Below are 24,513 nucleotides of genomic sequence, written 5' to 3'. Positions count from 1 at the left end.
AATCAATCAATTACAAAATACTATTATGGAATAATAAGTTCCTGTGCTATTAATATATTGCTATATATCAACAATATAGCTAACGCATAGTTCTGCGAAGACTTTGCAGGTTTCGTATATTGGAATGCAGACACAAGAAGTGGCTATTAAACCTACCGTAAAAGTCGTCATGAGGTCTGATACTGAGATGCTTGAGGAGGTAATGGTAGTAGCTTTCGGTACGGCGAAGAAGTCAGCCTTTACTGGTTCGGCAAAAGTCATTGGAGCTGAAAAGCTTGAGCAGTCGCAGGTGACAAGTGTCACTGATGCATTGGCAGGTGCAGTGCCGGGTGTGACACTAACCTCTAACAATGGTGCCCCGGGCGCAACTGCATCTATCAAAATTCGCGGTTTCAGCTCACTCAATGCAGGAAACGACCCCTTGATTATTGTTGATGGTGCGCCTTACAGCGGTGACCTTAGCAATATCAATCCTAATGATGTTGAGTCAATGACCGTACTAAAAGACGCTGCTTCAAATGCACTTTACGGTGCACGTGGCGCCAACGGCGTGGTTATCATCACCACCAAGAGAGCCAACATGAGTGGTGAAGCCAAAGTGACTTTCGATGCCAAGTGGGGTGCCAATACACGCGCATTGAAGAAGTATGATGTGATTTCTGACCCTGCGATGTATTACGAGATGCACTATGGCGCAATGAAGAATTACTATACAAGACAAATGGGTATGAGCGATCAGGCTGCATGGATTGAGGCAAACAATAATCTGTTTGGCTCCAACGGCGGTTTGGGCTACAATGTCTATACTGTTCCTGAAGGACAATACCTCATTGGCCAGAATGGCAAGCTCAATCCCGACGCCACACTGGGTAGGATAGTAAACTACAAAGGACGTGACTACCTGCTTACTCCCGATGATTGGGATAAGGTTGGTTCACGTACCGGCTTGCGTCAGGAGTACAACTTCTCGATAAGCGCAGCCAATGAAAAATCTTCTTTCTATGTCTCTTTGGGCTATTTGGGAAATGAGGGTATCACTGAAGGATCTGATCTGAAACGTCTAACCGGTCGTTTGAAAGCCGATTATCAGGCCAAGAAATGGTTGAAGGTGGGTGCAAATATGTCATACGCACGCTTTGACAGCAATTCATTGGGTAACAATGGGTCAAGTTCTTCTACCGCTAACGTTTGGGCATTCACCACTCAAATGGCTCCCATCTATCCCGCTTACGTGCGTAATGCTGATGGCAGTATCATGCTTGACGGCAACGGTATCGAAATGATGGACTATGGTAGCGGTATCAATGCCGGTATGCAACGTCCCTTTATTGCTGACGCCAACCCTATTCAGGATAATAAGCTTAACACCAGAAATGCCGAAGGAAACGCCCTTAGCGGTAATGCTTTTGTGGACATCACTCCGCTGCCGGGACTGAAGGTAACACTGAATGGTACTTTTAATTTGGACGAGACACGCTTCACTTATGTGTACAACCCCTATTATGGACAATTTGACTCCACCGGAGGTACAGTGAGCAAGTACAATCAGCGTGATTATGACTACAACCTGCAACAGCTTGCTTCTTACGCCACCTCATTTGGTGACAACAACTTCGACATCCTGTTGGGACACGAATATTACGATTACCGCCTAAACTATCTGGGCGCCAGCAAGTCAAAGATGTTCTCTCAGGACAACCATGAATTGGACGGTGCTGTAATTGACGGACAGGCAGCTACTTCTTACAAGAGACGTCGCAATAATGAAGGTTACTTCGGCCGTTTACAGTACAATTTTGACGAGCGCATTTTCGGTTCCGCCTCTTTGCGCCGTGATGCTTCCTCACGCTTCCATCCGGACTACCGTTGGGGTACATTCTGGTCAGTAGGCGGTGCATGGCTCATTAATAAGGAGAGTTGGTTTAACGCTTCATGGGTGCAGGAACTGAAAATAAAGGCTTCTGTAGGTTCGCAGGGTAATGACAATATCGGAGACTTCCGTTATACCGACGTGTTCGACATCATCAACTCCGACAACAAGGTCGGTACTTCGTTTTATAGTAAAGGTACCAAGGATATTACTTGGGAGACCAACACTAACTTCAATATCGGTGCGGAATTCCAGCTGTGGAACCGTGTGAGCGGTAGCATTGAGTACTATATGCGTAAGACTTCGGATATGTTGTTCTCATTCTCTGTAGCTCCCTCTTTGGGTTACTCTTCTTACTTCGACAACGTAGGTAACATGACAAACAGCGGTGTGGAAATGGACTTCAACGTGAACATCTTCAATACTCGCAACTTCACATGGGACGTTAACCTCAACATCTCCACGCTGAAAAACCGCCTTACGATGCTTGATGCTGACAAGCAGATTACTACCGAGTACACAGCTGGCGGCAAAGGATATAAAGGTTACTCCAGTGGTAATTTCTTTATTGCCGAAGACCTGCCAATGTTTACATGGCGTCTGAAAGAATATGCCGGAGTGGACGAAAACGGCGAGTCCCTATGGTATCGGAACACCAAGGATGGGGACGGAAACGTCATTGGACGTGAAACAACCAAGACCTATGCCGACGCCGACTATTACATTACTGAAGAGACCTCCATTCCTAAGGTATATGGTGGATTCGGCACCAAGCTGAAAGTATATGGTGTGGACTTTGGTATCAACTTCACATACCAGATTGGCGGCAAGCAGTATGACGGTACGTATGCCTATTTCATGTCCTCACCTTCTGGTTCAACCGGTTCCAATTACCACAAGGACCTACTGAAGGCTTGGACTCCCGAGAACACCGGCAGCAACATACCACGCTTCCAGCTCAATGACCAGTATTCGGCATCAATGTCCACACGCTTCCTGACCAATGCCAGCTTCCTGAACATTCAGAACATCAACGTGGGTTATACACTGCCTTCCAGATGGACAAAGAAAATGGCTATCAGCTCATTGCGCTTATACATGTCGGCTGAGAACGTGTTCTATTGGTCTAAGCGCAAAGGTTTCGACCCGCGTCAGTCGTACAACGAGACCACCAACGCCACTTATTACTCGCCGATGCGTACTATCTCCGGCGGTGTGACATTTGAGTTCTAAACCTAAAACATAGATAACGATAATATGAAAAAGAATATATTCAAACTATTTTCGGCTATGGTGGTATCGGCTACGGTATTAACAGGCTGTATAGAAGAGATTTTCCCTGAAAACTCTACCGCAACTTCCGAACAAATCGGTGCTTCGGCTTCAGCGCTTGAGGCTGCAATCAATGGTCTGCCGTCGCAGATGGTCCAAGGCTATTTGGTATACGGAAGGCAAGTTCGCGAAAGCGACCTCGCTTACCCCTCTCTGATGCTGGTTCAGTCCGAACTTCTGGGTGATATTGTTGCCACAGAATACGGTTATGACTGGTGGTGGCGCTACAGCGCAAACTACGGCATGTCCGATAACACTTATGAGTCGTTCCTGCCTTACTTTGCCTTGTATAAGTTTATCAAGTCTGCCAATGATGTGATAGCAGTAGTTGATGTAACCGACCCCACCATTTCCGATGAAATGCGTGGATACGGAAGTATGGCTCATGCCTTCCGTGCTTTGGACTATTATACACTGATGGTGCTTTTCGAACCGGTGGAAAACATCTACACCGATTGCAGCAAAATATTGGGACTTACAGTCCCCATTGTGACCGAGGCGACCACCAACGACATGGCTAAAAACAATCCACGTGCAACACGTGAGGAGATGATGGCTTTCATACTTTCTGATCTTGACAAGGCCGAAATCGGCTTGACAGACTATACGCCTGCTACCAAAAACTTCCCCAGCTTGGCTGTGGTATATGGTTTGAAGGCCAAGGTATATATGTGGGATGAAAATTATGCCAAGGCAGCCGAGTATGCCCGCAAGGCTATCGACGCATCGGACGCAACGCCTATGACCTCCGCACAGTGGCACAACCCTACTACAGGCTTTAACACCGCCACTTCTTCATGGATGTGGTATCTTCATCCCACAGCCTCCAATATGGGTAATCTTGCTAACTTCATAGGTCACATCTCCAATGAGGCTGGCTGGGGTTATGCAGACTTGTCGAAACTTCAGATAGCGCGCTCGCTCTATGACGAGATAGCCGACAACGACTTCCGTAAATACTCTTTCCTCGACCCGGACAGAAGTTTCTATAATTATCAGTCGGTGCAAGGCAAGGAGTGGCTGGATGAACAACCCGACTATATGTCGCTGAAGTTCCGTTGCGTCAATGGTGACTACAAGATTTACTCCGTTGGTGCAGCCGGCGATATCCCCGTAATGCGTGTGGAAGAAATGTACTTCATAGAGGCCGAAGCTGTAGCTGCCAGTCAGAATGTGGCGGCAGGCGTACAGCTGCTAAACGATTTTATGAAACGATACCGTCAGTCTGACTATAACTGTGTGCTGACCGACCTACGTGCTGTTCAGCTTGAAGTGCTGAAGCAAATGCGCATCGAGTTCTGGGGTGAAGGCATCGCATTCCCCACGGCTAAGCGTCTGAAACCGGGTGTAATTCAGAACTATGAGGGAACCAACTACATAGAGGACATTTTCAAGATAAACTGTGAAGGCGTGAAACCCAACTGGGCATTGGTGATTCCCAAAGATGAAGTGGATTCAAATACAGCTCTCCAAGGCAAGAACAATCCTGACCCTTCAGGTTCCATCCCCACACGTCCTACTCCGATAGGCACGTATGCACCGGGTAATAATTAACCAAACAAGTTAACTTTTAATAGAATTTGTATATGAATAAGATAAAGAACATATTGAGTGCCATGCTTTTGCTGGCACTTCCACTGGCTTTCACTGCCTGTGGTGACGATGTGGAATATTCACCTGCTGACAAACCTGTAAACGCCCAAGTGTATTTCCCGACCACAAATGGTGCGACTGTTGATTTGAGCAAAGACAAGACATCGTTCGACGTGACCCTTATGCGTGCCAAGACTGATGAGGCGATTACCGTGCCTATTACAGCTACGGGGGACGGTAGCTTTTTCACGATTCCAACTTCTGTCAGCTTTGCCCAAGGCGTTGACAAGGCTGTGTTGTCCATCAGCTATAACCCCGAGTCGCTGGAGTATGATGCATATTCTGAAATCAAACTGACTATTGGAGATGAAAGCGCGACCACTCCTTACGGTATGGCCCAGTATGTGTTCAAGGCGGGTATTCCGGCTCCTTGGACTTCTCTGGGGAAGGCTACTTTCAGCGATGCTTTCTTGTTTGCCAATAAATATAGTGTGGAGCTGCAACGCAACGATCTCAATCCGAGTTTATATCGTTTGGTTGATCCGTATTCTGAAGGGTTGACTAAGGAAGGTTTTACTTCTAATGGCGACCAGAGCCCTTACGTAGAATTTACCCTATTGAAACCGGGAGACAAGATAGGTGATGTGACCATTACAATGGAAGATCTGGTTTATTTCCCATATTACTGTACCGGTTTCTTTAATACATCAAATGACTATAATACAAATGTTGACGCCCACCATCCTTCCGACTTCTCCAGCCTTAACAGCGAAGCTGCTTGGACGTTCAACAGGGTTCTCCAGTATCAGGCTGATGGCACACCTGCGGGAGTGCAGCTTGCCCCATATTACTATATGAATGGGCATGGCGGATGGAACAATACACAGGCCGATGGCATTATAACCATTATTTTCCCTGGTGCGTCTCTGAAAGACTATACGATTAATGTGGAATACAAGGGACGCTTCACGAACGTAGGTGGTGATAACTATGCCGTTGCCGACATCCAATTGGGTGCTGATGTGGAAAATGCCAAAGTGGTGATGGTGGAAGGTAATGACATTCAGGCTGCCATAAACGGCATTCTGGACGGCAGCCTTGAGGGCATCGAAATCAGCCAAAGCGGTTCCGTAAACATTCCCAGTACAGCCAATGGATTATGCTCTATCGTTGCCGTAGGTTATGGCGAAGGTGAGTCACAGGAGGTAGCCTACACGTCTTTTGAGTTTTCAGCAGGAACTGACAGATGGATGAGTTTGGGAACAGCTCTCTATACTGAAGATCTTATGACCACACTTTATAAGGTGGATAACCCTACCTATGAAGTCGAAATACAAGAAAACAGCGAAAACCCCGGTGTCTATCGTTTGGTAAACCCGTATGGAGAAGCTTATCCTTACAATGAACCTGGTGATTGGGATGATAGCCAGAACCATTATCTGGTAATTAACGCACAAGACCCCGAAGGCGTATTCATCGACCAGCAGAAGATGGGACTCAACTGGGGAGATGGGGCATTGATAATATCCAGTCTTGCCGCCAATTATTTGGGACAGGGAGCAATTTTAGAAGAGGTCAAGGCAAAAGGCGTGTGCGGTTCGCTGGCGGACGGTGTCATCACTTTCCCCGTGAAGTCACTTCTCTGCACTCTTGAGAGCGAAACCAGCTTCTATTATGGCAATATAAATGGAGCCTTCAAAGTTGTACTTCCGGAAGCTGCCGCCACCGTTCAAACTCAGGCTACAACAAAATCCGTTAAAGCCCCTGGTGTTCAATCTACAGGCAAGAAAGCATTCAGTCCCAGTAATAAAGTTTCCTCAAGAGAGTTGAAATTCGGTATTGTGACTTCCCAGAATTCTCTGAACCGATAATCGGAACTTCCACTAACCGTTCCCGTTCAACGGTTCCACGAGAAAAATGAATTGCTACATAAATGGGGGACTTCAATGAAAAGTCCCCCATTTTTATTCCTTAAATGAACTTATACACATGCCTTGATTTAACAACTTAAAAAAAAATCCATGATTCGTAAAAACTTTTTTTTCTTCTTCTTATTATTCGGCCTGTTGAGTGTTTCTTGCGGAGACGATTCAGAACCGGCCGTGTCATTATCGCAGGATAATTTCGCGAACATTTCTTATGAAGAGAACACTCTGAAAGTCTCCATCCAAACCTCTTTGGAATGGACGGCCACAAGTTTGGTGAATTGGTGCCGGGTATCCCAAAGTAAAGGAACAGGCGATGCCGTACTGGAATTATCGCTGGAACCCAATATTGATACGGAGCGTTCCGGTGTGGTAAAGATATGGACTAAAGAACAGATACGGGAGATCAATATCCGGCAAGAAGGAATACCGGACGGACAGGAATTTACCTACAGGCTCCCGGTTATCTTCCATGTGCTTTACTCCGATGCGGAAGACCGGAACCAGTATATTGACCAAGAACGCCTGCTGAAAGTACTGGACAGAGTAAACACTTACTATGACGGAATCACTCGCTACAATGGAGGTGACAAAGGAGTGGATATGAATCTGGAATTCGTACCGGCCGAAACTGACGAAACGGGCAATGCGCTTCTGACTCCAGGTGTAGAATATGTAAAGATGGATGCCATGCCCCTGGACTGTGAGGCTTTTATGGGTGACAGCCGCTATGTAAAACTGCTTTGGGATCCCAATCGTTACATCAACGTAATGCTCTACAACTTTGCGGAAGTGGACGGAGGTGGAAGTGTAATACTTGGCATTTCCCATCTTCCGCTTTCTACCACGGGCACAACTTATCTGGAAGGACTTCCCGCCACCCAATACGCTTACCTGACCAAAGAGAACCTTTCTTATCCCAAATGTCTATCCATCAACAGCCTATATGTCTATGAAGAGACCGGTAGTGACGGAAAGTACAACGGATTTGACGTAAATGTGACTTTGGCACATGAGTTGGGGCATTACTTAGGGTTGCATCATGCTTTTGATGAAGATGAGAACTCTGGTCTTTCTACAGATTGCATAGATTCCGACTATTGCGAGGATACGCCCTCATACAACCGTATAGCTTATATGATGAACTTAAGAGCGTTGCTTCAGGAAGCCGCTCAGCAGGGGACAAGCTTGAGTATGGCCGAGGCCGTAAAACGTGAAAATTGCAAAACGGGGCAGATATTCAGCTCATACAACCTGATGGATTATGAAATAAGTTATGCTGACCGTCTAACAAATGACCAGCGCAATCGTATTCGGCATGTATTGACTTACAGTCCCCTGACACCGGGACCCAAGAAAGGGAAAGCGAATACTCGAAGTGTCATAGAAGGCAAACTAGACTTGCCGATGGTGATTGTGAAATGACAACAGAAATATGAATGAGGATGTGCCAGTCAATCTGCCACATCCTCATTTTCATTCCATTATATCAATCCCTCCTTCAGTATATCCACTAATATCGGCTTCGCCCCACTCACGAAACATTCCACCGCAATCACCATCAGTATAAGTCCCATAAGGCGCATCATCACATTATTTCCCGTTTCCCCCAGCACTTTTACCAGACGTGTAGAGGCACGCAATATAAAATAGGTGATCAGATAAATCAAGGCGATAGCACCAATCAGAACTCCCTTCATTTCAATGGTATTGGCATCCTGCATCAACACAATGGCATTGGCTATGGCACCGGGACCACACAGCATAGGAATACCTAACGGGGTTACGGAAATATCATCAGCATAAGTCTTGATTTCCTCGTCTTTCAACTTCATGTGGGTATAACGGGCCTGCAACATGTCAAAACCTATTTTAAAGATGATGACTCCGCCCGCAATACGAAAACCATTGGTAGAGATTCCAAAGAACTTAAAGAGGAACTGACCTGCAAAGGTAAAGACCATTATCGTAAGAAAGGCTACCAGAGTGGCACGCGATACGATAAACTGACGCTCTTTATCCGTCATCCCCTGTGTCATAGTCAGAAAGACGGGCATGGTTCCCAAAGGATTTGTCAACGTGAAGAAAGATGTCAGACAAAGCAAGGCAAAAGGAAGAATAGATTCCATAGTTGCAATTTTATTCGTTTTTTATCGAATGCAAAATTACAACTAATCCCTCAATGTCACAACAATTGAAGTAACTCTTTCAAGTCTATAATCTGGTAAGTTGGTTTAAATGGGAACTCCGCACGGCCCGTAACATTGTAATATACCTGATGCATCCCTACCCCTCTGGCACCGGCAATATCATTGTCCCAGCTATCACCAATCATCAACGACTCACGCAGTTCGGACTGGGTAGCTGACATGGCAAAGTGAAAAATCTCCGGCCAAGGCTTCAGTACACCGATATCGTCAGAAAGAACCACCTTCTTGAAATAACGGTCGATTCCTGCAGAGCGCATCTTATGACACTGCAATTCCTGGAAACCATTGGAAAGGATATAAAGATTATACTTGGGCGCGAGGTACTCCAACACTTCCCGGGCATGAGGCATCAATCTGCTTTTAGTGGGAATCACCGCAAAGAAATCTTCAGAGAAAGCCTTTGCCAAAGCTGCATCCCCCTCTCCCACTGCTTCCAGCGGATAAAGAAAACGCTGGCGGTTCAACTCATCCTTTGTCACTTTCCCATCCGCATATTCTGCCCACAATTCCACATTACGCCGCTCATAGAGTTCATAAAAGTGCTGGAAAGACCGGAAATAGCGGTCATATTCATATTTGCGATACATTTCTTCAAAGGTATCGCGGGCATTATAAGAAAACGCCCAAAGAGTATCATCGAGATCGAAAAACAGATTCTTGTATTGCATAAAAAAGAAATGGCAGGGCTCATGACCCTGCCATCTTATGACATTATCAAATTATTTCACTTGGATAACCAGATATTTAGATACGCTCCAGAAGTCTTTCGGATTCGTAATCTTCAGAACAAGCTGGCCTTTATCATCTTTTTCCAAAGCATAAGAACCTGCCGGATGAGTTGTCAGAACATCAGCATCCTTAGAATACAACTTAATTTCTTTCGTTGTACGGATGTCAACCTGAGTAAAGTAATCCTTATTCACATCACCATCCTTCAATACTTTACCTTTCTTGAAGAGGCCGGTATCAGTCAGGATTTTTTGGTCTTTCAATTCCTTCTTAGTTCCGAATACGAACCAAGCGGTGTTTATTGCCTTATCTTGCTCAGCCACAGTCTTAGCCTTAGCCTCGTTTTCAGCAGAGAGAGCTTCTTTATCGGCCGACAGACCGGTTACGGCTGCATCCAATTCCTGAATACGGATATTCTTGGAAGCAAGTTCAGCCTGCAACTCTTCAATACGCTGAGTCTTGGCTACTAATTCCTGAGTCAGAGATTCTACCGCTTTCTTCATTTGTGCAGAATTGGTCTTGCTACTTTTCAGCATAGCCTCCAACTTTGCAATCTGCTCTTTGTTTTCCTGCATCTGCTTCTGGATGAATTCAATATCAGTCGCAATCTGCTGTTTTGCAGATAAAGAGCCTTCCGAAACAGCGCCACGCTGCAAATCCACGCGGCTCTCAGCGGCATTGATTTGGCGGAAGCCTTCGGAGATATCATTGAAAGTGCCCATCATTTCGTCCAGTTCAGCATTACGCTGGGTAAGTTCCATCAAAAGAGAATCATTTTCAGCTTTCAACTGGTCTTTGCTACCACCTGATAAGCCATCGCACGATGCCATAACGGCTGCGCATACAATTAAAACTGCTAACTTTTTCATACGCTTTTGTTTTACGTTGGTTAATGAAGTTATCTAATCGTCTATTCCTTCTACTACTATTACTATTTCTCCACGTGGCTCATTGGCGGTGAAATGCTCTATCAATTCCGTGAGACTGCCACGCACCGTCTCTTCGTGCATTTTTGAGATTTCCCTCGATACGGAGGCCTGACGTTCGGCACCGAAATGTTCGGCAAACTGCGTCAATGCTTTCACCAAGCGGTGGGGAGACTCATAAAACACCATTGTCCGGCGTTCTTCTGCCAAAGTTTTCAGACGCGTCATGCGGCCCTTCTTTTGGGGAAGAAAACCTTCGAAACAGAATTTCTCATTCGGCAAGCCCGAAGCAACCAAAGCCGGAACGAAAGCCGTAGCCCCCGGTAAGCATTGCACCTCGATGCCATTACGAACACATTCACGCACTACCAGAAAGCCCGGATCGGAGATTCCCGGTGTACCTGCATCCGAAATTAATGCCACAGTTTCACCTGCCTTTACTCTATTAACAACACTTTCCACCGTTTTATGTTCATTAAATTTATGGTGGGATTGCATTGCATTCTTTATTTCAAAGTGTTTCAGCAGTATTCCGGAAGTACGGGTATCCTCGGCAAGAATCAGATCCGCCTCTTTCAGGATGCGGATAGCACGGAATGTCATATCTTCCAAATTTCCTACCGGAGTAGGCACTACATAAAGTTTTCCCATATCCGTTATATACTTTAGCTAAAATATTTCTTGAGAAGTTCTACAAAATCGACAACCGCCTCATTTTCTTCATCAGGATTTACCAGAGAAGAGAAAAGTTCCAGTGCCTTATCCAGAGAAGGGGCATCACCTAACTGGCGTATGACCTCATTCATACGGGCAGTGTCACTACCGAAAATCTCACGCGCAAAGCGGAAAGAATCGTTCAGGCTGATAGCATGCCGCAAGTCAGTAGCCGGCTTTATCCGCTCTGCCAGGATTGGCGATGCAGGAGAGGAAATTGGAGCCGCCTCCGGTTCATGCTTGGGAGATACAGGCTCGGTAACCTCCGGAACTTTGATCTCAACAATCTGAGGCTCTTCCACCTTGCTTCCAGTCTCCTCCAATACCTTCTGCAATTCATCCAGACGCGCACGCATCTGCTGAATACTCCGTTTCGCCACAATCCGTAATTTAGAATCAGGCTCGGCCGTTATAGTTTGCATTAGATATTTCAGTTCCTGAATGTCCAGTTCTATGTCATCCAATAATGTTTGCATTTCCTTTCTCATCACAAAGTGTTAATGCCGCAAATGTAGAAATAAATAATGAAATAATATCGGAAAGCCATTAAAAGTGTTATTTTTGCGGCTAAAATAAACTTTTAAAACAATGGTATTATTCTCGGAAGACCACATACAGGAAACCAATCGTAGAGGAAGAATCGAAGTTATTTGCGGCTCCATGTTCTCTGGTAAGACAGAAGAACTGATTCGCCGCCTGAAACGTGCTAAGTTTGCCAAACAACGTGTAGAGATATTCAAACCAGCCATCGACACCCGCTATTCGGAAGAAGAGGTGGTGTCACACGACAGCCACTCCATAGCATCTACCCCGATAGATTCTTCGGCAAGCATCCTGCTGTTCACTTCGGAAATAGATGTGGTAGGAATCGATGAAGCACAATTCTTCGACAGCGGTTTGATCGATGTCTGCAATCAGCTTGCCAACAATGGCGTACGCGTTATTGTAGCCGGTCTGGATATGGACTTCCGCGGACTTCCGTTCGGCCCGATGCCCGGTCTGTGTGCCATTGCCGACGAAGTTTCCAAAGTTCACGCCATCTGTGTGAAGTGCGGGCAACTGGCATCCTTCTCTCACCGTACCGTTAAGAACGACAAGCAGGTACTTCTGGGAGAAACTGCCGAATACGAACCCCTCTGCCGTGAATGTTATCTGCGGGCAGTGAAAGAAGACCAGAAAGCGGCTGGCAGTTGACAACAAATAAAAAAGCATAAGCCTTATGGAACGTAAGAAGATAACATTCGACAGTTTTATCCGTGCCGTCATTCTCGGTGCCATTATCATCGGTATATTGATGCTTCTGAAGCGGTTGAGTGGAGTATTGCTTCCGTTCTTCCTGGCATGGCTGATTGCTTACCTGATATATCCGTTAGTATCCTTTTTCCAATATAAGCTGCGGTTAAAGAATAGAATTGCTTCTATCTTCTGTGCTTTATTCACTCTTACCATTATAGGGGGAGCTGCGTTCTATCTGCTTGTGCCGCCCATGATTCAGGAGTTCTTTCGGGTGAAGGATTTGCTAATAGAATATTTCAGTACTACCCATACTGCAAGCAACGTGCCCACTACCCTCTCCGAGTTTATCCGGCAGAATGTTGACATGCACATATTAGAGCAGATGTTCAGTCAGGAAAACATATTGGATGCCCTTAAAGTGACCGTTCCCAAGTTGTGGGCATTAGTCTCGGAATCCATAAACCTTTTATTCGGGTTCTTCACTGTCTTCCTTATACTATTATATATAGTGTTTATTTTGCTCGATTATGAAAGTATATCCCAAGGCTGGACACATCTCATGCCCAAGAAATACCGGCACACAGTGACCGGCATACTGAACGACGTAAAAGACGGCATGAACAGATATTTCCGCGGACAGGCATTAGTAGCTTTGTGCGTAGGCATCTTGTTCAGTATCGGATTTCTGATTATCGACTTCCCTCTGGCTATTGGCTTGGGACTGTTCATCGGTGCGCTGAATATGGTGCCTTACCTGCAAATCATCGGTTTTATCCCTACCATTATGCTCGCCATTCTGAAAGCTGCGGATACCGGCGATAATTTCTGGATTATCATAGCTTCGGCAACGGCTGTATTCATAGTGGTACAGATCATACAAGATGGTTACCTTGTGCCCCGCATCATGGGAAAGATAACCGGGTTGAATCCTGCCATTATTTTGCTCTCCCTCTCTGTCTGGGGCTCATTAATGGGTATGCTGGGGATGATCATAGCCTTGCCACTTACCACGCTGATGCTCTCCTATTATCAACGATACATCATTAATCAAGAAAATATTTATCGAACGGAATCTACTGAGGATCAACCGATAGAGGGTACCAAAGAAAAATAATGCAAACTTTTTTCCTTATATTCCTTGCAGATTAAATAAAAGTGCCTATCTTTGCACCCGCTTAACAGCAATAAAGGTTTGATTCGCTAGCTCAGCAGGTAGAGCACAACACTTTTAATGTTGGGGTCCTGGGTTCGAGCCCCAGGCGGATCACTGAAACAACAAGAGAAATCAAGCAAATCCCTGATAATCAGATATTATCAGGGATTTCTTTTTTCTGGCAGGTAGCAGAAAACAGCCGTTTCAAGCATATTATCGGTGGATAAATCGTGGGACTAAAATTTAGTCGAAAAAAGTCCCACGAATTTGCATCTTTCTCACTGATTCATAGTATTTTGCATAGACTTACTTTGGAAGAGAATACATAGTTTTGTAACTCTAAAAACGATGTAAAAATGGCTCGAAAATCATTTTCTGTTTTGTTCTTCATCAAGAAAGGCAAATTATTAAAGAACGGAGAAGCACCCGTGTGCATGAGAATCACCGTAAACGGCTGTATGGTAGATATTTCTATCAAAAGAAGCTGTCCCGTAAACCTATGGAATCAGGCTAAAGAGAATTCAAAAGGCAAAGACCGTATGTCAGTGGAACTGAACCACTACTTAGAAATCACACGTTCACGCATACACCAAATTTATAGAGAATTGGAAGCTTCCGATAAGGTTATCACAGTTGATCTTGTGAGAAAGTTGTTTTATGGCGTGGACGAAGATAACAAAACGCTATTGCAGGTATTCAGAGAGCATAACGAACAAAGCCGTAAGCTGATTGGCAAAGACTTTGTTAGTAAGACCGTTCAACGGTATGAAACCACTACCCGCTATTTGGAGGAATTCATAAAGAAAGAATATCAGTTATCGGATATTGCTCTGAACAACTTGGAAGCCAACTTCATTTCTAAGTTCGATGCTTTCTTGAAGATTGAAAAAGGTTGTGCGCAGAACTCCGCTATCACCCGACTTAAGAATTTGAAAAAGATTATCCGCATTGCTCTGGAAAACGACTGGATAAAGAAAGATCCATTTGCTTACTACCGCTTCAAACTGGAAGAAACTGATCCCGAATTTCTGACGATGGACGAGATTAAAATCATTCTCGCTAAAGAGTTCACAATTAAACGAGTAGAACAGGTACGTGACGTTTTTGCATTTTGCAGCTTCACATTTGTTGCACTAACTAATGTGTAGTTGATTATCAATAAATTACAAGCCAACAATAGAGGTATAGGTAATGGTTTAGAAACCACCTGCCTTCATCATTTTGCATGATTCCCAATCATTTCAAATAGCTCAATGCGAAGATAATATTATTTTGAGAATTAACCAAATTCTGATAATCAAAATCATACAAATTCAGCGAATTACCGGCTATGGTTGCTGAAATTTATACTTCAATCCATATTCTTCCAGTTTGTTGTACAGCGTCGTACGTCCTATTCCGAGCAGTTCGGCGGCAACCTTGCGGTTCCCGTTCGCTTGCTTCAACGCGCGTAAGACACGCTCCTTGTCTTCCGCATCGCTGCGCAGGGCGAAGCTGACGGGTGAGTTAGGTTTTGTCACGGCAAGTTCCAGATGCTCTTTCGTGACAAGACCCTTCTGTGCCTGCAACACCGCGCCCATGATTTTCTGACGAAGCTCGCGGACATTGCCCGGCCACGCATGGGTCAGCAATGTCTTGCGGGCTTCTCCGTCAAAGCCGATGACATCGCATTCCAGTTCCCGGTTCGCAATTTCACGAAAGAACTCAGCCAAAGGCATGACATCCTCCTGGCAGTCACGCAACGGCGGGACGGTTATCTCGAAGTCGTGCAGTCGGTATAATAGATCCTGCCGGAAACGCTTTTCATTGACCGCCTTCTCCAGATCCTCGTTGGTGGCGGCGATGATACGGACATTGAAATTTTTGTCCGTTCTGTCACCTATCGGGCGGTATCTCCGTTCCTGTATGGCACGCAGAAGCATCTGCTGGGTTTCCGGTGCGAGGTTGCCCACCTCGTCCAAAAACAGCGTGCCGCCTTCGGCTTCATGGAAATAGCCTTTCTTGACACTGTCCGCACCAGTGAACGCCCCTCTGACGTGTCCGAAAAAGGCCGACGGCGCAAGCTCTTTGGTGAGCGAACCGCAGTCCACAGCCACAAACGATTTTCCTGCTCGCTTGCTCTTATCGTGCAGAAGGTGGGCGATATGCTCCTTGCCCGTGCCGTTCTCCCCGAAGATCAGCACGCTCATGTCGGTGGGGGCTACCAGCCTTATCCGCTTCATGATGGCCTGGAACGCCGAGCCGTCACGCGAGAACATGGGCATACGGCTTCGTCCGATATTCCGTTCTTTTAATATGGTACGGAGCAGAGGGACGAGTTTGTCCTCCACAAGCTGCTTGGGTATGTAGTCCAGCGAGCCGAGTTTCATGCTTTCAACCGCCGTATGCACTTCGGCATAGTCGGTCATGATAATGAACGGCTGCATCATACCTTCCTTGCGCATCCAGCGCAGCAGGTCGATACCGTTGCCGTCTGGCAGGCGCAGGTCGGAAACCACGATGTCCCCGTCTGCGGCCTGTTGCAGATATTTCTTCGCGGTCGAGAGGTGGAAAGCCTGCACGGTGCGGAATCCCTCGCGTGCCAGCAGGTTGCAGACGAACTCGCAATACACGATGTTGTCCTCCACCACGATGATTTTTGTATTATCCATTTTCGTATTTTCTCCTTTCTTCTTTTGCCAGCCGGATGATTTCCGAACCCTTATCCAGCACGGATTTTATGGTATTGCCAATTGTTTTATCGTCAGGCGTGCCATCGCAATGAAGCAATTTGTATAGTTCCCTTAACGGTTGGTCGGCACGGAGTATCTCCCATGAACTTCGCAGGTGGTGTGTCAAGGCGTCCAGTTCCTGAAGGTCTTTCTTTAGACCCGCTTCCCTGATTGCCTGCATTTCCTTTTCGGTTTCCGTTATCAGTTTCTCCAGCATGACGGATTCATTGCCGTATGACAGCAAGGAGGTGAAATCCGGCTTTTCATTCCGGTTGCCTTTCATGGCGCATTTATCTGAAACCTCCATCAGTTCCGATATGGAAAAAGGTTTAAACAAGCATCCGGAGAAACCACGTTCCATAAGTTCCTCCTTGCTGCAACTGCCCGAAGCGGTTGTCACGACTACTGGGATTGTCTTTGAGTTGCCCACATTGGAGGTGCGCAGCAGTTCCAACAGCTCGAAGCCGTTGATTTCCGGCATATTCAGATCCGTCAGAAGCAGGTTGTATTCTTTCCGGCGTATCATTTCCATCAGCTCCGCTGCATTGGTGCAGGTATCGCAATGTATCCCTTCCTGTGCATACATTTCTTTTAGCATCAGGAGCAGCACTTCGTCATTGTCGATGGCAATCACATCGTGGAATCTATGGTTATGATGAATCCTTGTCTGATTTATCCGTTCCGGCTGTTCCCCGGCTGTCTGCATGGGAATTTCCACCGTGAAACGGCTACCTTTGCCTTTATCGCTCTCCAGCCGGATTGTGCCGCCGAGCATTGTCACAATACGCTGAACAATGGAAAGACCTAATCCGAAGCCATCCTTTGCAGCAGCGTTTGACAGACGTTCAAACGCCCCGAATATCCGCTGCTGTTCCTCTTCGGTCATACCTGTGCCCGTATCTTCGACGATAAGTTTCAGGACGCCATTATTGTAGTCCGTTGTCAGAGAAACGCCACCGTTCTCCGTGAACTTGATGGCGTTGGACAGCAAGTTGTTCCCGATTTGCAAGATGCGTTCCTTATCTGTACATACAAAGGCATCCTTGTGGCAATGTATTGTCAGAGTCAGTCCTTTGTTTATGGCGATTGGCATAAACTCCGTTTCGAGCGTATGTGTGATTGCGGAAATCCTACATGCGGAGAAATTAGGCTGTTCCTTGCCGTTGTCCAGCCGGAAAAAATTCAGCAGGGTGTTCAGCATTTCACGCATGCGGTCAGAAGATTCCTGAATGTTTCGGATATATGTCCCGGTTTTATCCGTATTGCAGTCTTTCCGCATCAGTCCGGCATAACCCGTTATTGCCGTCAGTGGAGAACGTAATTCATGGGTGATGGTATGAACGGCTTTTTTACGAGAGGCAATCAGTGCCTCGTTTTGTTTGATAGACTGTATCTGCTGTTCTATTAAATCCGCAGTTTCTCGTTTGTACCGTTTGATACGGGTGATATTTCGGTGGATGATTATGTAAGAGATTACCAATAACAACACAACGAATCCTGTCAAGCCACCTATCTGAATAAACGATTGTTCCCGCATGGCTGTTATCTCAGCTTCCCGTTTCTGTATGTCTGCTTGCACCTTCTCATCCATTTGAACTACCAGTCCTTGCAGTTGTCTGTTGAGTTCCGCATTTCGTGTAGCAAGACTATCGGCGTGTTCCGACAAACGGCGGCTTTGTGCCTGTTGTTCAGCTATCATATTCCGATTAAGGGAACGGAGCATCGTAGTAGTCGCAGTTGGTTTCGCTTCTTCCTTTTTGCCAAAGATGCCTAAGAAACCCTTGCGCTTGGATTTCTTGGGCTGTTCCTGCACATTCTTCTGCACGATTACAGGTACTTGACTGGTTATCTTATCGTTGATGGCTTGTTGCTGTTCAAGTATCTGCACGATTTGGCACATCTGCCCTTCCTTGTCTTCGAGAAAATGGCGTACACTGTCGATGCGTTCTACCGGATAGATAGCTTTGAACCGACAAAGCATACTGTCCATTGTCATACGCCGAGCATGGTAAAGTTCTAAATCGTCATTATCCCATTCCAATATCGTTTCACCCAATAGGGAAAACTCTATCAAATGAATATGAATATTGTTTACCTCTTTTCGAAATTCATCGATCTCTCGGTTTTTGGCTTCCAGTCCCTCCATGTCTCGCCATTCGCCAAGCCATGTGTACATGATGCCGCCTACCAGCAAAGCTATTAGTAGATAGCCTATGGAAGTCAGCATACGGAAGTGTCTTGTTTCAGCGTTATGTCGATTCATGCGTTATTGCCATTGATTATTGATAATACAGCCCGTAGGTCTTTATAGGCTTACGGGCTGTATGGTCTTTGAAGCTCAGTCTAATAAAGATGCTATATCAAATTGGATTATAGAACATCCTCAATAGACAATTCAAAATTTCTTTCCGATATCATATATCTTTTGTAGATGTTCGGTATTTGAAATAGCCCCCTTCTCATTGACACTATTTACAAGATAATGGCCTCTGTTTTTCCATCCCCTATCTTGCGCAATGAGTTCAAAGGAACGCACTATACCGTCAAATACATGTGGGTCTTCCAACTCTCCACACGAAAGAAGCATACATTCCTTAATAGGCACATCTTTTTTACCTATGATGAAAGAATAAAACTTGTCTATGGCAGCTTTTATCTGGGTAGGAAACGAGTACCAATAAAGAGGGGTACAGAATATGATGACATCACTTTCTGCCATCAAAGATGCCAGTTCATTGAAATCATCATTAAAAATACAGGCTTTATTCTCCTTGCTAAAACAATTATCGCAAGCTCTGCATCCTTGAATATGTTTATGCGCAGTATTAAACTGCACAACACTGTTGCCCGCTTCGGATGCTCCTTTCGCAAAAGCGTCCGCCATAAGGTCGCTGTTACCTCCCCGTCGTGGGCTGCCGGTTAAAATCAAAATTCGTTTGCTCATATCCTTTACATTTATTCACCCATACGGAAATCTCCTACGTTGTCATGACTAAGAGTTATATCTTCGATGATGCTTGTGCATCCACCATGTTGCGGACACTGGCTGCTGATGCCGAGATATATTTGATCGGGATATTCATTACGATACAGACGCACCATATGCCACTCTTTTTTGTCTAATGAATAGTAGCTGGCGATAGTGTGAGTATCAGAAGATATTTTCATATAGACTGATTTTGCGTCTATCTTATCATGGTTATTGTCATCCGATGTACCTTGTGTTCGTACCGTTACGATGCGGTGGTTGCCATATTCGTCCTGCTCAAAGGCAAGTTTCTGCCAAAGTGTATCGTTGACATACACAAAAAGATCGGCGGCATTGTAAAGTCCATCAGAGGTAAACTCAGGGGTTACTTTAGCTGTCAGCGTGAATGGCTTTGTATTATCGGTCGGAATCAGTAACACAGGCAGTGTATTGTTGGACAGCTTACCCTCGTTAGGATCACAGAAGAAGTCAAGTCCTCCGGGACAGTTGAATTCCAATCCTCCGTCTGCAAGTATGGTTACACATGTATCTGCGCCATTGATGGATTTGGTAAAAGTGACATCTCCCACTTTTATCTCACAGTCTGTGATTTGGCTTGTTTCAGCCACTTTACCGGTCAAATCCGGTTCACTTGTTTTGGACTCTTTGTGCTGCTGACATGCAGCTAAAGAGAGGCATCCAACAAGAAATGCTCCATATAAAACGGTTCTTTTCATCTTTGAATCATTTATTATTCGTAATTTTGTGGCAAAATTAGGACTATTGGCGCAATCCCGCAATGGTGAAAATTAACCAATTCACTATGGAACAGGAACATCAACTAAAATCGCTTCTGACTGAGCAGCAGTTTGAAGATGTTGAAAATAAGGAATTTATGCTTGCTCAAGCAAGAGCGTGCGCAAATGGTTATGCTCTTGCAACAGAAGGTATAGCAGTTGTGTCAGATTTTCAAAACAACGAATGTCATATATATTCTGGCAGATTCGGTCAAACTATAATGGACTTCCCGGAATATATGGTTGATCATACATCTGCCTTTGAAAATACCGTTTTCAGCCACGCGAATGAAGAAGAGCTTATTCAACGTCATATACTCGAACTTCGTTTCTTCAACTTTATAAAAGAACTTCCCATAAATGAAAAGACAAATTTCTCGGCTTCGTGTATAATCAGTTTCTATCGGACAGGGAGTAATGAGACAATAAAAATATTACATACAACGAGATATTTTAGTTGTAGCAACGGTGGAAGTGTCATTCTCGGTCTATGCACTTATTCTCCATACTTTGGTTCTCATAACAAACAAGACGGTATTATTGTAAATCTCGTGACAGGAGAAACCGTTAGACGAAACGTGTACGAAGCATGCGACCGAAAAATCCTTAGTCGGCGACAACTTGAAATACTATCACTAATAGCGAAAGGGGTGCCCAGTAAACAGATTGCAGACAACCTAAATATTTCCGTTTATACCGTTAATCGCCATCGTCAGGATATTTTAGCTTCATTAAAAGTCGCTAATACTGCGGCTGCTGTAGAAATCGCATTAAGAATGAATCTTATTTAATGAGCCCTCTTGCTTTATGATTGGTTAAAAATCAGTGTTGTACCAGTTATTATTGGTTCGTAATTTTGCGGGCATATAAAAGCGAAAAAGATGAATCAATTTGCTGGTAAATTAGAATTGGAAGCAGGCATAACAGTTCTGCAAAATGAATGTGAACGTATTTTTAGTTCTGTGCCAATTCATTTTGGTAAAGGCGTTTCTCTTACACACGGAGCTTCTATTTATTGCACAGGAGTAGGTGATGACATCTATATCGGAGATAATAATATCATAGGAGGAGAACTTATTTTGTTTCCGGGAGCAAGAATAGGCAATCGTTGTGTTTTTGGTACAGGAACTATAATTGTCGCGGGTAGCTTTAGTGTTGGTAATGGTTGTGTCATGTCACATGGATGTACCATAACCCAAGATGTTCCTGATAATTCGTTGGTAGTAGGCCGTAGAGGATTGATATTCAACAAATAATAGCTAATTCCTATTGCTATTGATGCGAAAATTGGTTAGAAATCAGTATTGTGCACATCTTTTGTTCTATCTAACTTTGCAACCGCAAATAAATCACAAGGAAATTGCAATTTAATAATAATCAAATCAATATCATAATGAAAAAATTAGTATTTATCGCAATCATTGCAAGTCTTGTAATGGCTGGATGCACCCAGAAAGAACCAGAGAAAAAAGCGGGAAATTCTGACAAGAAAGCTACAACAGAAAACGTTGAACTCGCCACATGCGACATCAATGTAGGAGGAATTCGTTTTACAAAGTCGAAAAACGGCGGAGAGAATGGCATCACACTTCTTGGCGACACGCTCAAATTTGTGGCCGGTCCTCAAACTGATTATTTCCGTTCCCCGGATGGAAGCGTAGTCAATAACTCTGCGGTCATCTTCACAGAGGTTGACAACACCAAACCTTTCACTTTCACGGCTAAAGTGCAGCCTGAATTCACTGAAACCGGAACTTATTCGGCAGGGGTGATATATGCTTATGAAAACGACACACATTGTCAAAAACTATGTTTCGAGCAGGATGAGTATGGCGATCACCGAGTGGTGTCAGTTCGCACATTAGGCACCTCTGATGACAATAACCATCAGGCAATCACGGCTCCATACGTTTATATGAGATTATCCTCCGATGGCACAACCCTTGGTAGCTATTTCTCAGAAGATGGTAAAATATGGCGTATGGCCCGACTCTATAAGAATGACTTTCCTGAAAAATTGCTTATAGGCATCAGTTCACAGAGTCCTAAGGATAATGAACACACCTGCCTATTCACCGAAGTATCTCTGACAGATAAACCTGTCGCTGACTTTAGAAAGGGTAATATAGCAGAATAATAAAACAATCTAATCATTTTCAAAGGCGCACACATATTCAAAATGTGCGCTTTTCTTATACCTTTAAACGATGAGTAAACATCCAATTATCGCAAATCGCACCGCTTTTCTCGTCATAGGTTGTCTTGAGGCTGCATGGGCACCTCTTGTACCGTATGTTAAACGTGCATTTAGTTTGGACGAAGCTTCCTTAGGACTTCTGATGCTTTGTACCGGGTTGGGTTCAATAATAGCACTTCCTTTATCAAGTTGGCTATGTGTGAGATTTGGCGCAAAACGAGTAGTTTATTTCTCCGGATTTTTAATGGCTTTTTCTCTATTGACGATAAGCCTATTGGCTAACTTCACCCTGACGGCTATAATGTTATTGGTATTCGGCGGTTGTACTATCACCATCGATGTTGCTGCTAATGTGAATGGTGTTGCAGTTGAAGGTCAGACAGGAAAACATCTGATGTCAGGATTTCATGGGGGTTATTCACTTGGTACGCTCATCGGTGCCGGTGTGATGAGTTCTCTTTTCGCATTCGGAATAATCCCTATGTGGTCGGTCGTAATATTTATGATATTGGTATTGGCTGCGATGATGGCCGGATGCCGTGACCTTCTATCCTCAAAGGTACTTAAAAGCAACGACCATCCGAAACAGGATGTGAATAAGAAATTTTATATTCCACCTATGGTGATAGTGGTCGGTTTGTTATGTTTTATCATGTATGCGTCGGAAGGTGCTGTAATGGGGTGGTCAGCAATTTTTGTTAGTCAAGAGCGTGGCATTGACATGTCCGTGGCCGGATTTTTCTATACCGCTTTTGCCATAGCAATGACTATTATGAGACTTTGCGGCGACAAGATCGTCGATCGATTTGGACGAAGGACTGTGATTAGCGGAGGGGCATTACTTATTTCCGCTGGTTTCCTGATTGTGGTATCAATTGATAGTGCGATCGCTTCTGTAGCTGGTTTTGCTATGGTCGGTTGTGGTGCGGCCAATGTAGTTCCTCAATTAGTATCTTTTGCGGCCCACATAAAAGGGATGGCTGTACACAACATCATTAGTTTTATTAATGCTCTTGGATATTCCGGCATACTTCTTGGTCCGGTTATAATCGGATTCATAGGAAAACGCTACGGTTTGCATGTGTCATTTATAGGTATTGCCGTGTTTGCTTTGATTGTTGCTATAATTTCATCTATAATATTAAGAAGCAAACAGATTACACTGCAAGTAGATTTGCAAAACGAAAGAGAAACTTGTTCGCTGTAATTCTGCAAAATAAGAAATCAGTGTGCAACGTATAAAAAAATTGCATTGCTTTTTTGTGTAACTACTCAGGTATCTAAATGTGCCCAAATGCTTGATTATCAACAGTAGCAAACTTGTTGATTTACTATATTTCGATGAAAATCGGGCATTACGCAAGATTGACCTCGTGCAATAGAGTTGATACTCAACGACTTTGCATAGCTGAGTAGTTACTTTTTTTGTTCTATTTTGTTAAATTTGTCTGTACCAACTTCTATCAGCCAATATCCAAAAGCGATAAGGATTATTTGTTATTGTGGGCAGTAACGAAAACAATGACGTTACTGCCCACAATAAAAGTTATATTTTTATCCCTTTCGGACGGTTATCATCCTTGATCTGAAAACCCGGTCGTCCGATGATGACATGGTCGGCAATGAAATTGCCTGACGGACTACGCTCATTCACCGGACTGCGAATCTGCGGGCGCTTAGTGTGGTATGGAATTATTCCTTCTGTTGTTCCCACTTGACATACATCTCCCTTGAAAGTTCCACAATCTCCCGGCTCAACTTCACAAGGTCGATGGTATGTTTCTCCAGCTTGTAGAGCAACGCCATCGCCTTCTTCTCCGAAAAATGGATGCGCAATTCCTTCACGACGTGGTTGTAATTGGTGCCTATGCCGCGGAACTGGGCATGAAAGTCGGACAGCTTGGTACAGTATTCCAACATTGCTTTGTCCACTTTATGTACCCTGAACTTCTGTCCGAAGAAATGCGCTTTGAGAAAGACGGCTTTCGCATACACCTGTGATTCCTCGTACATCGTCAGGAACCTGTTCCATTCCACATCATCGAAGCGCACCATCACGCAGTGTGTCTTCGGATTCAACTTGGGATTTCTCCCGTACTTGCTCTTCTTTTTCATTCTTCTTATTCTTTTAATTTTATAGCTTGTCCATTGT

At 44.6% G+C, this 24,513-nt stretch carries 20 protein-coding genes, 1 tRNA gene and 2 pseudogenes; 12 read left to right on the top strand and 11 right to left on the bottom strand.

What is annotated here, in order from left to right:
- Nucleotides 1-88 precede the first annotated feature (88 nt).
- The 4 genes and pseudogenes from BHV72_RS11675 to BHV72_RS11660 form a co-directional block, all read left to right on the top strand.
- A pseudogene (locus tag BHV72_RS11675) lies at nucleotides 89-3,103 on the top strand (SusC/RagA family TonB-linked outer membrane protein); the annotation flags it as partial.
- A 24-nt stretch (nucleotides 3,104-3,127) separates the two neighbouring features.
- Nucleotides 3,128-4,756 carry a RagB/SusD family nutrient uptake outer membrane protein gene (locus BHV72_RS11670; protein WP_025835617.1) on the top strand — a complete coding sequence of 543 codons (1,629 nt, stop codon included), beginning with the start codon at nucleotides 3,128-3,130 and terminating at the stop codon, nucleotides 4,754-4,756.
- A 32-nt stretch (nucleotides 4,757-4,788) separates the two neighbouring features.
- Nucleotides 4,789-6,666, top strand: coding sequence for a hypothetical protein (locus BHV72_RS11665; RefSeq protein ID WP_286856080.1), 1,878 nt, complete (start codon nucleotides 4,789-4,791; stop codon nucleotides 6,664-6,666).
- 150 nt (nucleotides 6,667-6,816) lie between these two features.
- Nucleotides 6,817-8,145 (top strand): zinc-dependent metalloproteinase lipoprotein, encoded by a 1,329-nt coding sequence (locus BHV72_RS11660; protein ID WP_286856079.1) that lies wholly within the window; start codon nucleotides 6,817-6,819, stop codon nucleotides 8,143-8,145.
- Between the two features lie 59 nt (nucleotides 8,146-8,204).
- Here the strand turns inward: BHV72_RS11660 and BHV72_RS11655 are convergent, their stop codons facing one another.
- From BHV72_RS11655 to BHV72_RS11635, 5 genes are read right to left on the bottom strand one after another with little or no spacing between them, the layout of a single operon-like run.
- Entirely contained in the window at nucleotides 8,205-8,849 is a 645-nt protein-coding gene (locus BHV72_RS11655; protein ID WP_286856078.1) for a MarC family protein, read from the bottom strand.
- Between the two features lie 56 nt (nucleotides 8,850-8,905).
- Nucleotides 8,906-9,598 (bottom strand): YjjG family noncanonical pyrimidine nucleotidase, encoded by a 693-nt coding sequence (locus BHV72_RS11650; RefSeq protein ID WP_286856077.1) that lies wholly within the window; start codon nucleotides 9,596-9,598, stop codon nucleotides 8,906-8,908.
- A gap of 51 nt (nucleotides 9,599-9,649) precedes the next feature.
- Nucleotides 9,650-10,528 carry a Cbp1 family collagen-binding glycoprotein adhesin gene (locus BHV72_RS11645; protein WP_009131902.1) on the bottom strand — a complete coding sequence of 293 codons (879 nt, stop codon included), beginning with the start codon at nucleotides 10,526-10,528 and terminating at the stop codon, nucleotides 9,650-9,652.
- A 33-nt stretch (nucleotides 10,529-10,561) separates the two neighbouring features.
- Entirely contained in the window at nucleotides 10,562-11,236 is a 675-nt protein-coding gene (gene rsmI / locus BHV72_RS11640; protein ID WP_286856076.1) for a 16S rRNA (cytidine(1402)-2'-O)-methyltransferase, read from the bottom strand.
- 14 nt (nucleotides 11,237-11,250) lie between these two features.
- Nucleotides 11,251-11,787, bottom strand: coding sequence for a DUF8457 domain-containing protein (locus BHV72_RS11635; RefSeq protein ID WP_117988696.1), 537 nt, complete (start codon nucleotides 11,785-11,787; stop codon nucleotides 11,251-11,253).
- Between the two features lie 100 nt (nucleotides 11,788-11,887).
- On the opposite strand from BHV72_RS11635, the gene BHV72_RS11630 reads away from it, so the two are divergent.
- From BHV72_RS11630 to BHV72_RS11615, 4 genes and pseudogenes are all read left to right on the top strand, one after another.
- On the top strand, nucleotides 11,888-12,493 hold the full coding sequence (locus BHV72_RS11630; RefSeq protein WP_009131905.1) for a thymidine kinase: 606 nt from the start codon (nucleotides 11,888-11,890) through the stop codon (nucleotides 12,491-12,493).
- A gap of 25 nt (nucleotides 12,494-12,518) precedes the next feature.
- Nucleotides 12,519-13,649, top strand: coding sequence for an AI-2E family transporter (locus BHV72_RS11625; protein ID WP_286856062.1), 1,131 nt, complete (start codon nucleotides 12,519-12,521; stop codon nucleotides 13,647-13,649).
- Nucleotides 13,650-13,729: 80 nt separating this feature from the next.
- A tRNA-Lys gene (locus BHV72_RS11620) sits at nucleotides 13,730-13,802 on the top strand.
- A gap of 242 nt (nucleotides 13,803-14,044) precedes the next feature.
- Nucleotides 14,045-14,833: pseudogene (locus BHV72_RS11615) on the top strand (phage integrase SAM-like domain and Arm DNA-binding domain-containing protein); the annotation flags it as partial.
- A 183-nt stretch (nucleotides 14,834-15,016) separates the two neighbouring features.
- On the opposite strand, the gene BHV72_RS11610 reads toward BHV72_RS11615, so the two are convergent.
- From BHV72_RS11610 to BHV72_RS11595, 4 genes are all read right to left on the bottom strand, one after another.
- Nucleotides 15,017-16,339 (bottom strand): sigma-54-dependent transcriptional regulator, encoded by a 1,323-nt coding sequence (locus tag BHV72_RS11610; RefSeq protein WP_117988215.1) that lies wholly within the window; start codon nucleotides 16,337-16,339, stop codon nucleotides 15,017-15,019.
- On the bottom strand, nucleotides 16,332-18,662 hold the full coding sequence (locus tag BHV72_RS11605) for a hybrid sensor histidine kinase/response regulator (protein WP_286856061.1): 2,331 nt from the start codon (nucleotides 18,660-18,662) through the stop codon (nucleotides 16,332-16,334). Before BHV72_RS11605 ends, BHV72_RS11610 begins: the two co-directional genes overlap by 8 nt.
- A 132-nt stretch (nucleotides 18,663-18,794) precedes the next feature.
- Nucleotides 18,795-19,343 (bottom strand): flavodoxin family protein, encoded by a 549-nt coding sequence (locus BHV72_RS11600; protein WP_005678299.1) that lies wholly within the window; start codon nucleotides 19,341-19,343, stop codon nucleotides 18,795-18,797.
- Nucleotides 19,344-19,354: 11 nt separating this feature from the next.
- Nucleotides 19,355-20,104 carry a DUF1349 domain-containing protein gene (locus BHV72_RS11595; protein ID WP_005678300.1) on the bottom strand — a complete coding sequence of 250 codons (750 nt, stop codon included), beginning with the start codon at nucleotides 20,102-20,104 and terminating at the stop codon, nucleotides 19,355-19,357.
- A gap of 86 nt (nucleotides 20,105-20,190) precedes the next feature.
- Here BHV72_RS11595 and BHV72_RS11590 point away from each other — a divergent pair, with 86 nt between their 5' ends.
- The 4 genes from BHV72_RS11590 (at nucleotide 20,191) to BHV72_RS11575 (ending at nucleotide 23,568) form a co-directional block, all read left to right on the top strand.
- Nucleotides 20,191-20,955, top strand: coding sequence for a response regulator transcription factor (locus BHV72_RS11590; RefSeq protein WP_286856059.1), 765 nt, complete (start codon nucleotides 20,191-20,193; stop codon nucleotides 20,953-20,955).
- Nucleotides 20,956-21,045: 90 nt separating this feature from the next.
- Entirely contained in the window at nucleotides 21,046-21,420 is a 375-nt protein-coding gene (locus BHV72_RS11585; RefSeq protein WP_005678303.1) for an acyltransferase, read from the top strand.
- Nucleotides 21,421-21,557: 137 nt separating this feature from the next.
- A complete protein-coding gene (locus BHV72_RS11580; RefSeq protein ID WP_007656374.1) occupies nucleotides 21,558-22,301 on the top strand; it encodes a DUF1349 domain-containing protein in 744 nt (247 codons plus the stop codon).
- Between the two features lie 70 nt (nucleotides 22,302-22,371).
- Nucleotides 22,372-23,568: an MFS transporter gene (locus BHV72_RS11575; RefSeq protein WP_005678306.1), complete on the top strand. Its 1,197-nt coding sequence runs from the start codon at nucleotides 22,372-22,374 to the stop codon at nucleotides 23,566-23,568.
- Nucleotides 23,569-23,907: 339 nt separating this feature from the next.
- Here BHV72_RS11575 and BHV72_RS11570 read toward each other — a convergent pair whose 3' ends face one another.
- Together BHV72_RS11570 and mobA are read right to left on the bottom strand one after the other, a co-directional pair.
- Nucleotides 23,908-24,075, bottom strand: a complete 168-nt coding sequence (locus BHV72_RS11570) for a hypothetical protein (RefSeq protein WP_230327105.1) — start codon at nucleotides 24,073-24,075, stop codon at nucleotides 23,908-23,910.
- Nucleotides 24,054-24,476 carry a conjugal transfer protein MobA gene (gene mobA / locus BHV72_RS11565; protein WP_117833898.1) on the bottom strand — a complete coding sequence of 141 codons (423 nt, stop codon included), beginning with the start codon at nucleotides 24,474-24,476 and terminating at the stop codon, nucleotides 24,054-24,056. Before mobA ends, BHV72_RS11570 begins: the two co-directional genes overlap by 22 nt.
- Between the last annotated feature and the right edge of the window lie 37 nt (nucleotides 24,477-24,513).

It is taken from the genome of Bacteroides sp. 43_46 (genome assembly GCF_001915455.1).
Classification (GTDB): domain Bacteria; phylum Bacteroidota; class Bacteroidia; order Bacteroidales; family Bacteroidaceae; genus Bacteroides; species Bacteroides caccae.
The sequence above is the reverse complement of the archived record's forward strand: the minus strand, read 5'-3'. Positions and strand labels throughout refer to the sequence as shown.

What these genes read in the sequence shown, in the direction of transcription:
- BHV72_RS11580 (WP_007656374.1), top strand. Translation starts at nt 21,558, where the DNA reads ATGAAAAAATTAGTATTTATCGCAATCATTGCAAGTCTTGTAATGGCT.
- BHV72_RS11655 (WP_286856078.1), bottom strand. Translation starts at nt 8,849, where the DNA reads ATGGAATCTATTCTTCCTTTTGCCTTGCTTTGTCTGACATCTTTCTTC.
- BHV72_RS11660 (WP_286856079.1), top strand. Translation starts at nt 6,817, where the DNA reads ATGATTCGTAAAAACTTTTTTTTCTTCTTCTTATTATTCGGCCTGTTG.
- rsmI (WP_286856076.1), bottom strand. Translation starts at nt 11,236, where the DNA reads ATGGGAAAACTTTATGTAGTGCCTACTCCGGTAGGAAATTTGGAAGAT.
- BHV72_RS11645 (WP_009131902.1), bottom strand. Translation starts at nt 10,528, where the DNA reads ATGAAAAAGTTAGCAGTTTTAATTGTATGCGCAGCCGTTATGGCATCG.
- BHV72_RS11600 (WP_005678299.1), bottom strand. Translation starts at nt 19,343, where the DNA reads ATGAGCAAACGAATTTTGATTTTAACCGGCAGCCCACGACGGGGAGGT.
- BHV72_RS11590 (WP_286856059.1), top strand. Translation starts at nt 20,191, where the DNA reads ATGGAACAGGAACATCAACTAAAATCGCTTCTGACTGAGCAGCAGTTT.
- BHV72_RS11575 (WP_005678306.1), top strand. Translation starts at nt 22,372, where the DNA reads ATGAGTAAACATCCAATTATCGCAAATCGCACCGCTTTTCTCGTCATA.
- BHV72_RS11625 (WP_286856062.1), top strand. Translation starts at nt 12,519, where the DNA reads ATGGAACGTAAGAAGATAACATTCGACAGTTTTATCCGTGCCGTCATT.
- BHV72_RS11605 (WP_286856061.1), bottom strand. Translation starts at nt 18,662, where the DNA reads ATGAATCGACATAACGCTGAAACAAGACACTTCCGTATGCTGACTTCC.
- mobA (WP_117833898.1), bottom strand. Translation starts at nt 24,476, where the DNA reads ATGAAAAAGAAGAGCAAGTACGGGAGAAATCCCAAGTTGAATCCGAAG.
- BHV72_RS11630 (WP_009131905.1), top strand. Translation starts at nt 11,888, where the DNA reads ATGGTATTATTCTCGGAAGACCACATACAGGAAACCAATCGTAGAGGA.
- BHV72_RS11665 (WP_286856080.1), top strand. Translation starts at nt 4,789, where the DNA reads ATGAATAAGATAAAGAACATATTGAGTGCCATGCTTTTGCTGGCACTT.
- BHV72_RS11610 (WP_117988215.1), bottom strand. Translation starts at nt 16,339, where the DNA reads ATGGATAATACAAAAATCATCGTGGTGGAGGACAACATCGTGTATTGC.
- BHV72_RS11585 (WP_005678303.1), top strand. Translation starts at nt 21,046, where the DNA reads ATGAATCAATTTGCTGGTAAATTAGAATTGGAAGCAGGCATAACAGTT.
- BHV72_RS11650 (WP_286856077.1), bottom strand. Translation starts at nt 9,598, where the DNA reads ATGCAATACAAGAATCTGTTTTTCGATCTCGATGATACTCTTTGGGCG.
- BHV72_RS11595 (WP_005678300.1), bottom strand. Translation starts at nt 20,104, where the DNA reads ATGAAAAGAACCGTTTTATATGGAGCATTTCTTGTTGGATGCCTCTCT.
- BHV72_RS11635 (WP_117988696.1), bottom strand. Translation starts at nt 11,787, where the DNA reads ATGAGAAAGGAAATGCAAACATTATTGGATGACATAGAACTGGACATT.
- BHV72_RS11670 (WP_025835617.1), top strand. Translation starts at nt 3,128, where the DNA reads ATGAAAAAGAATATATTCAAACTATTTTCGGCTATGGTGGTATCGGCT.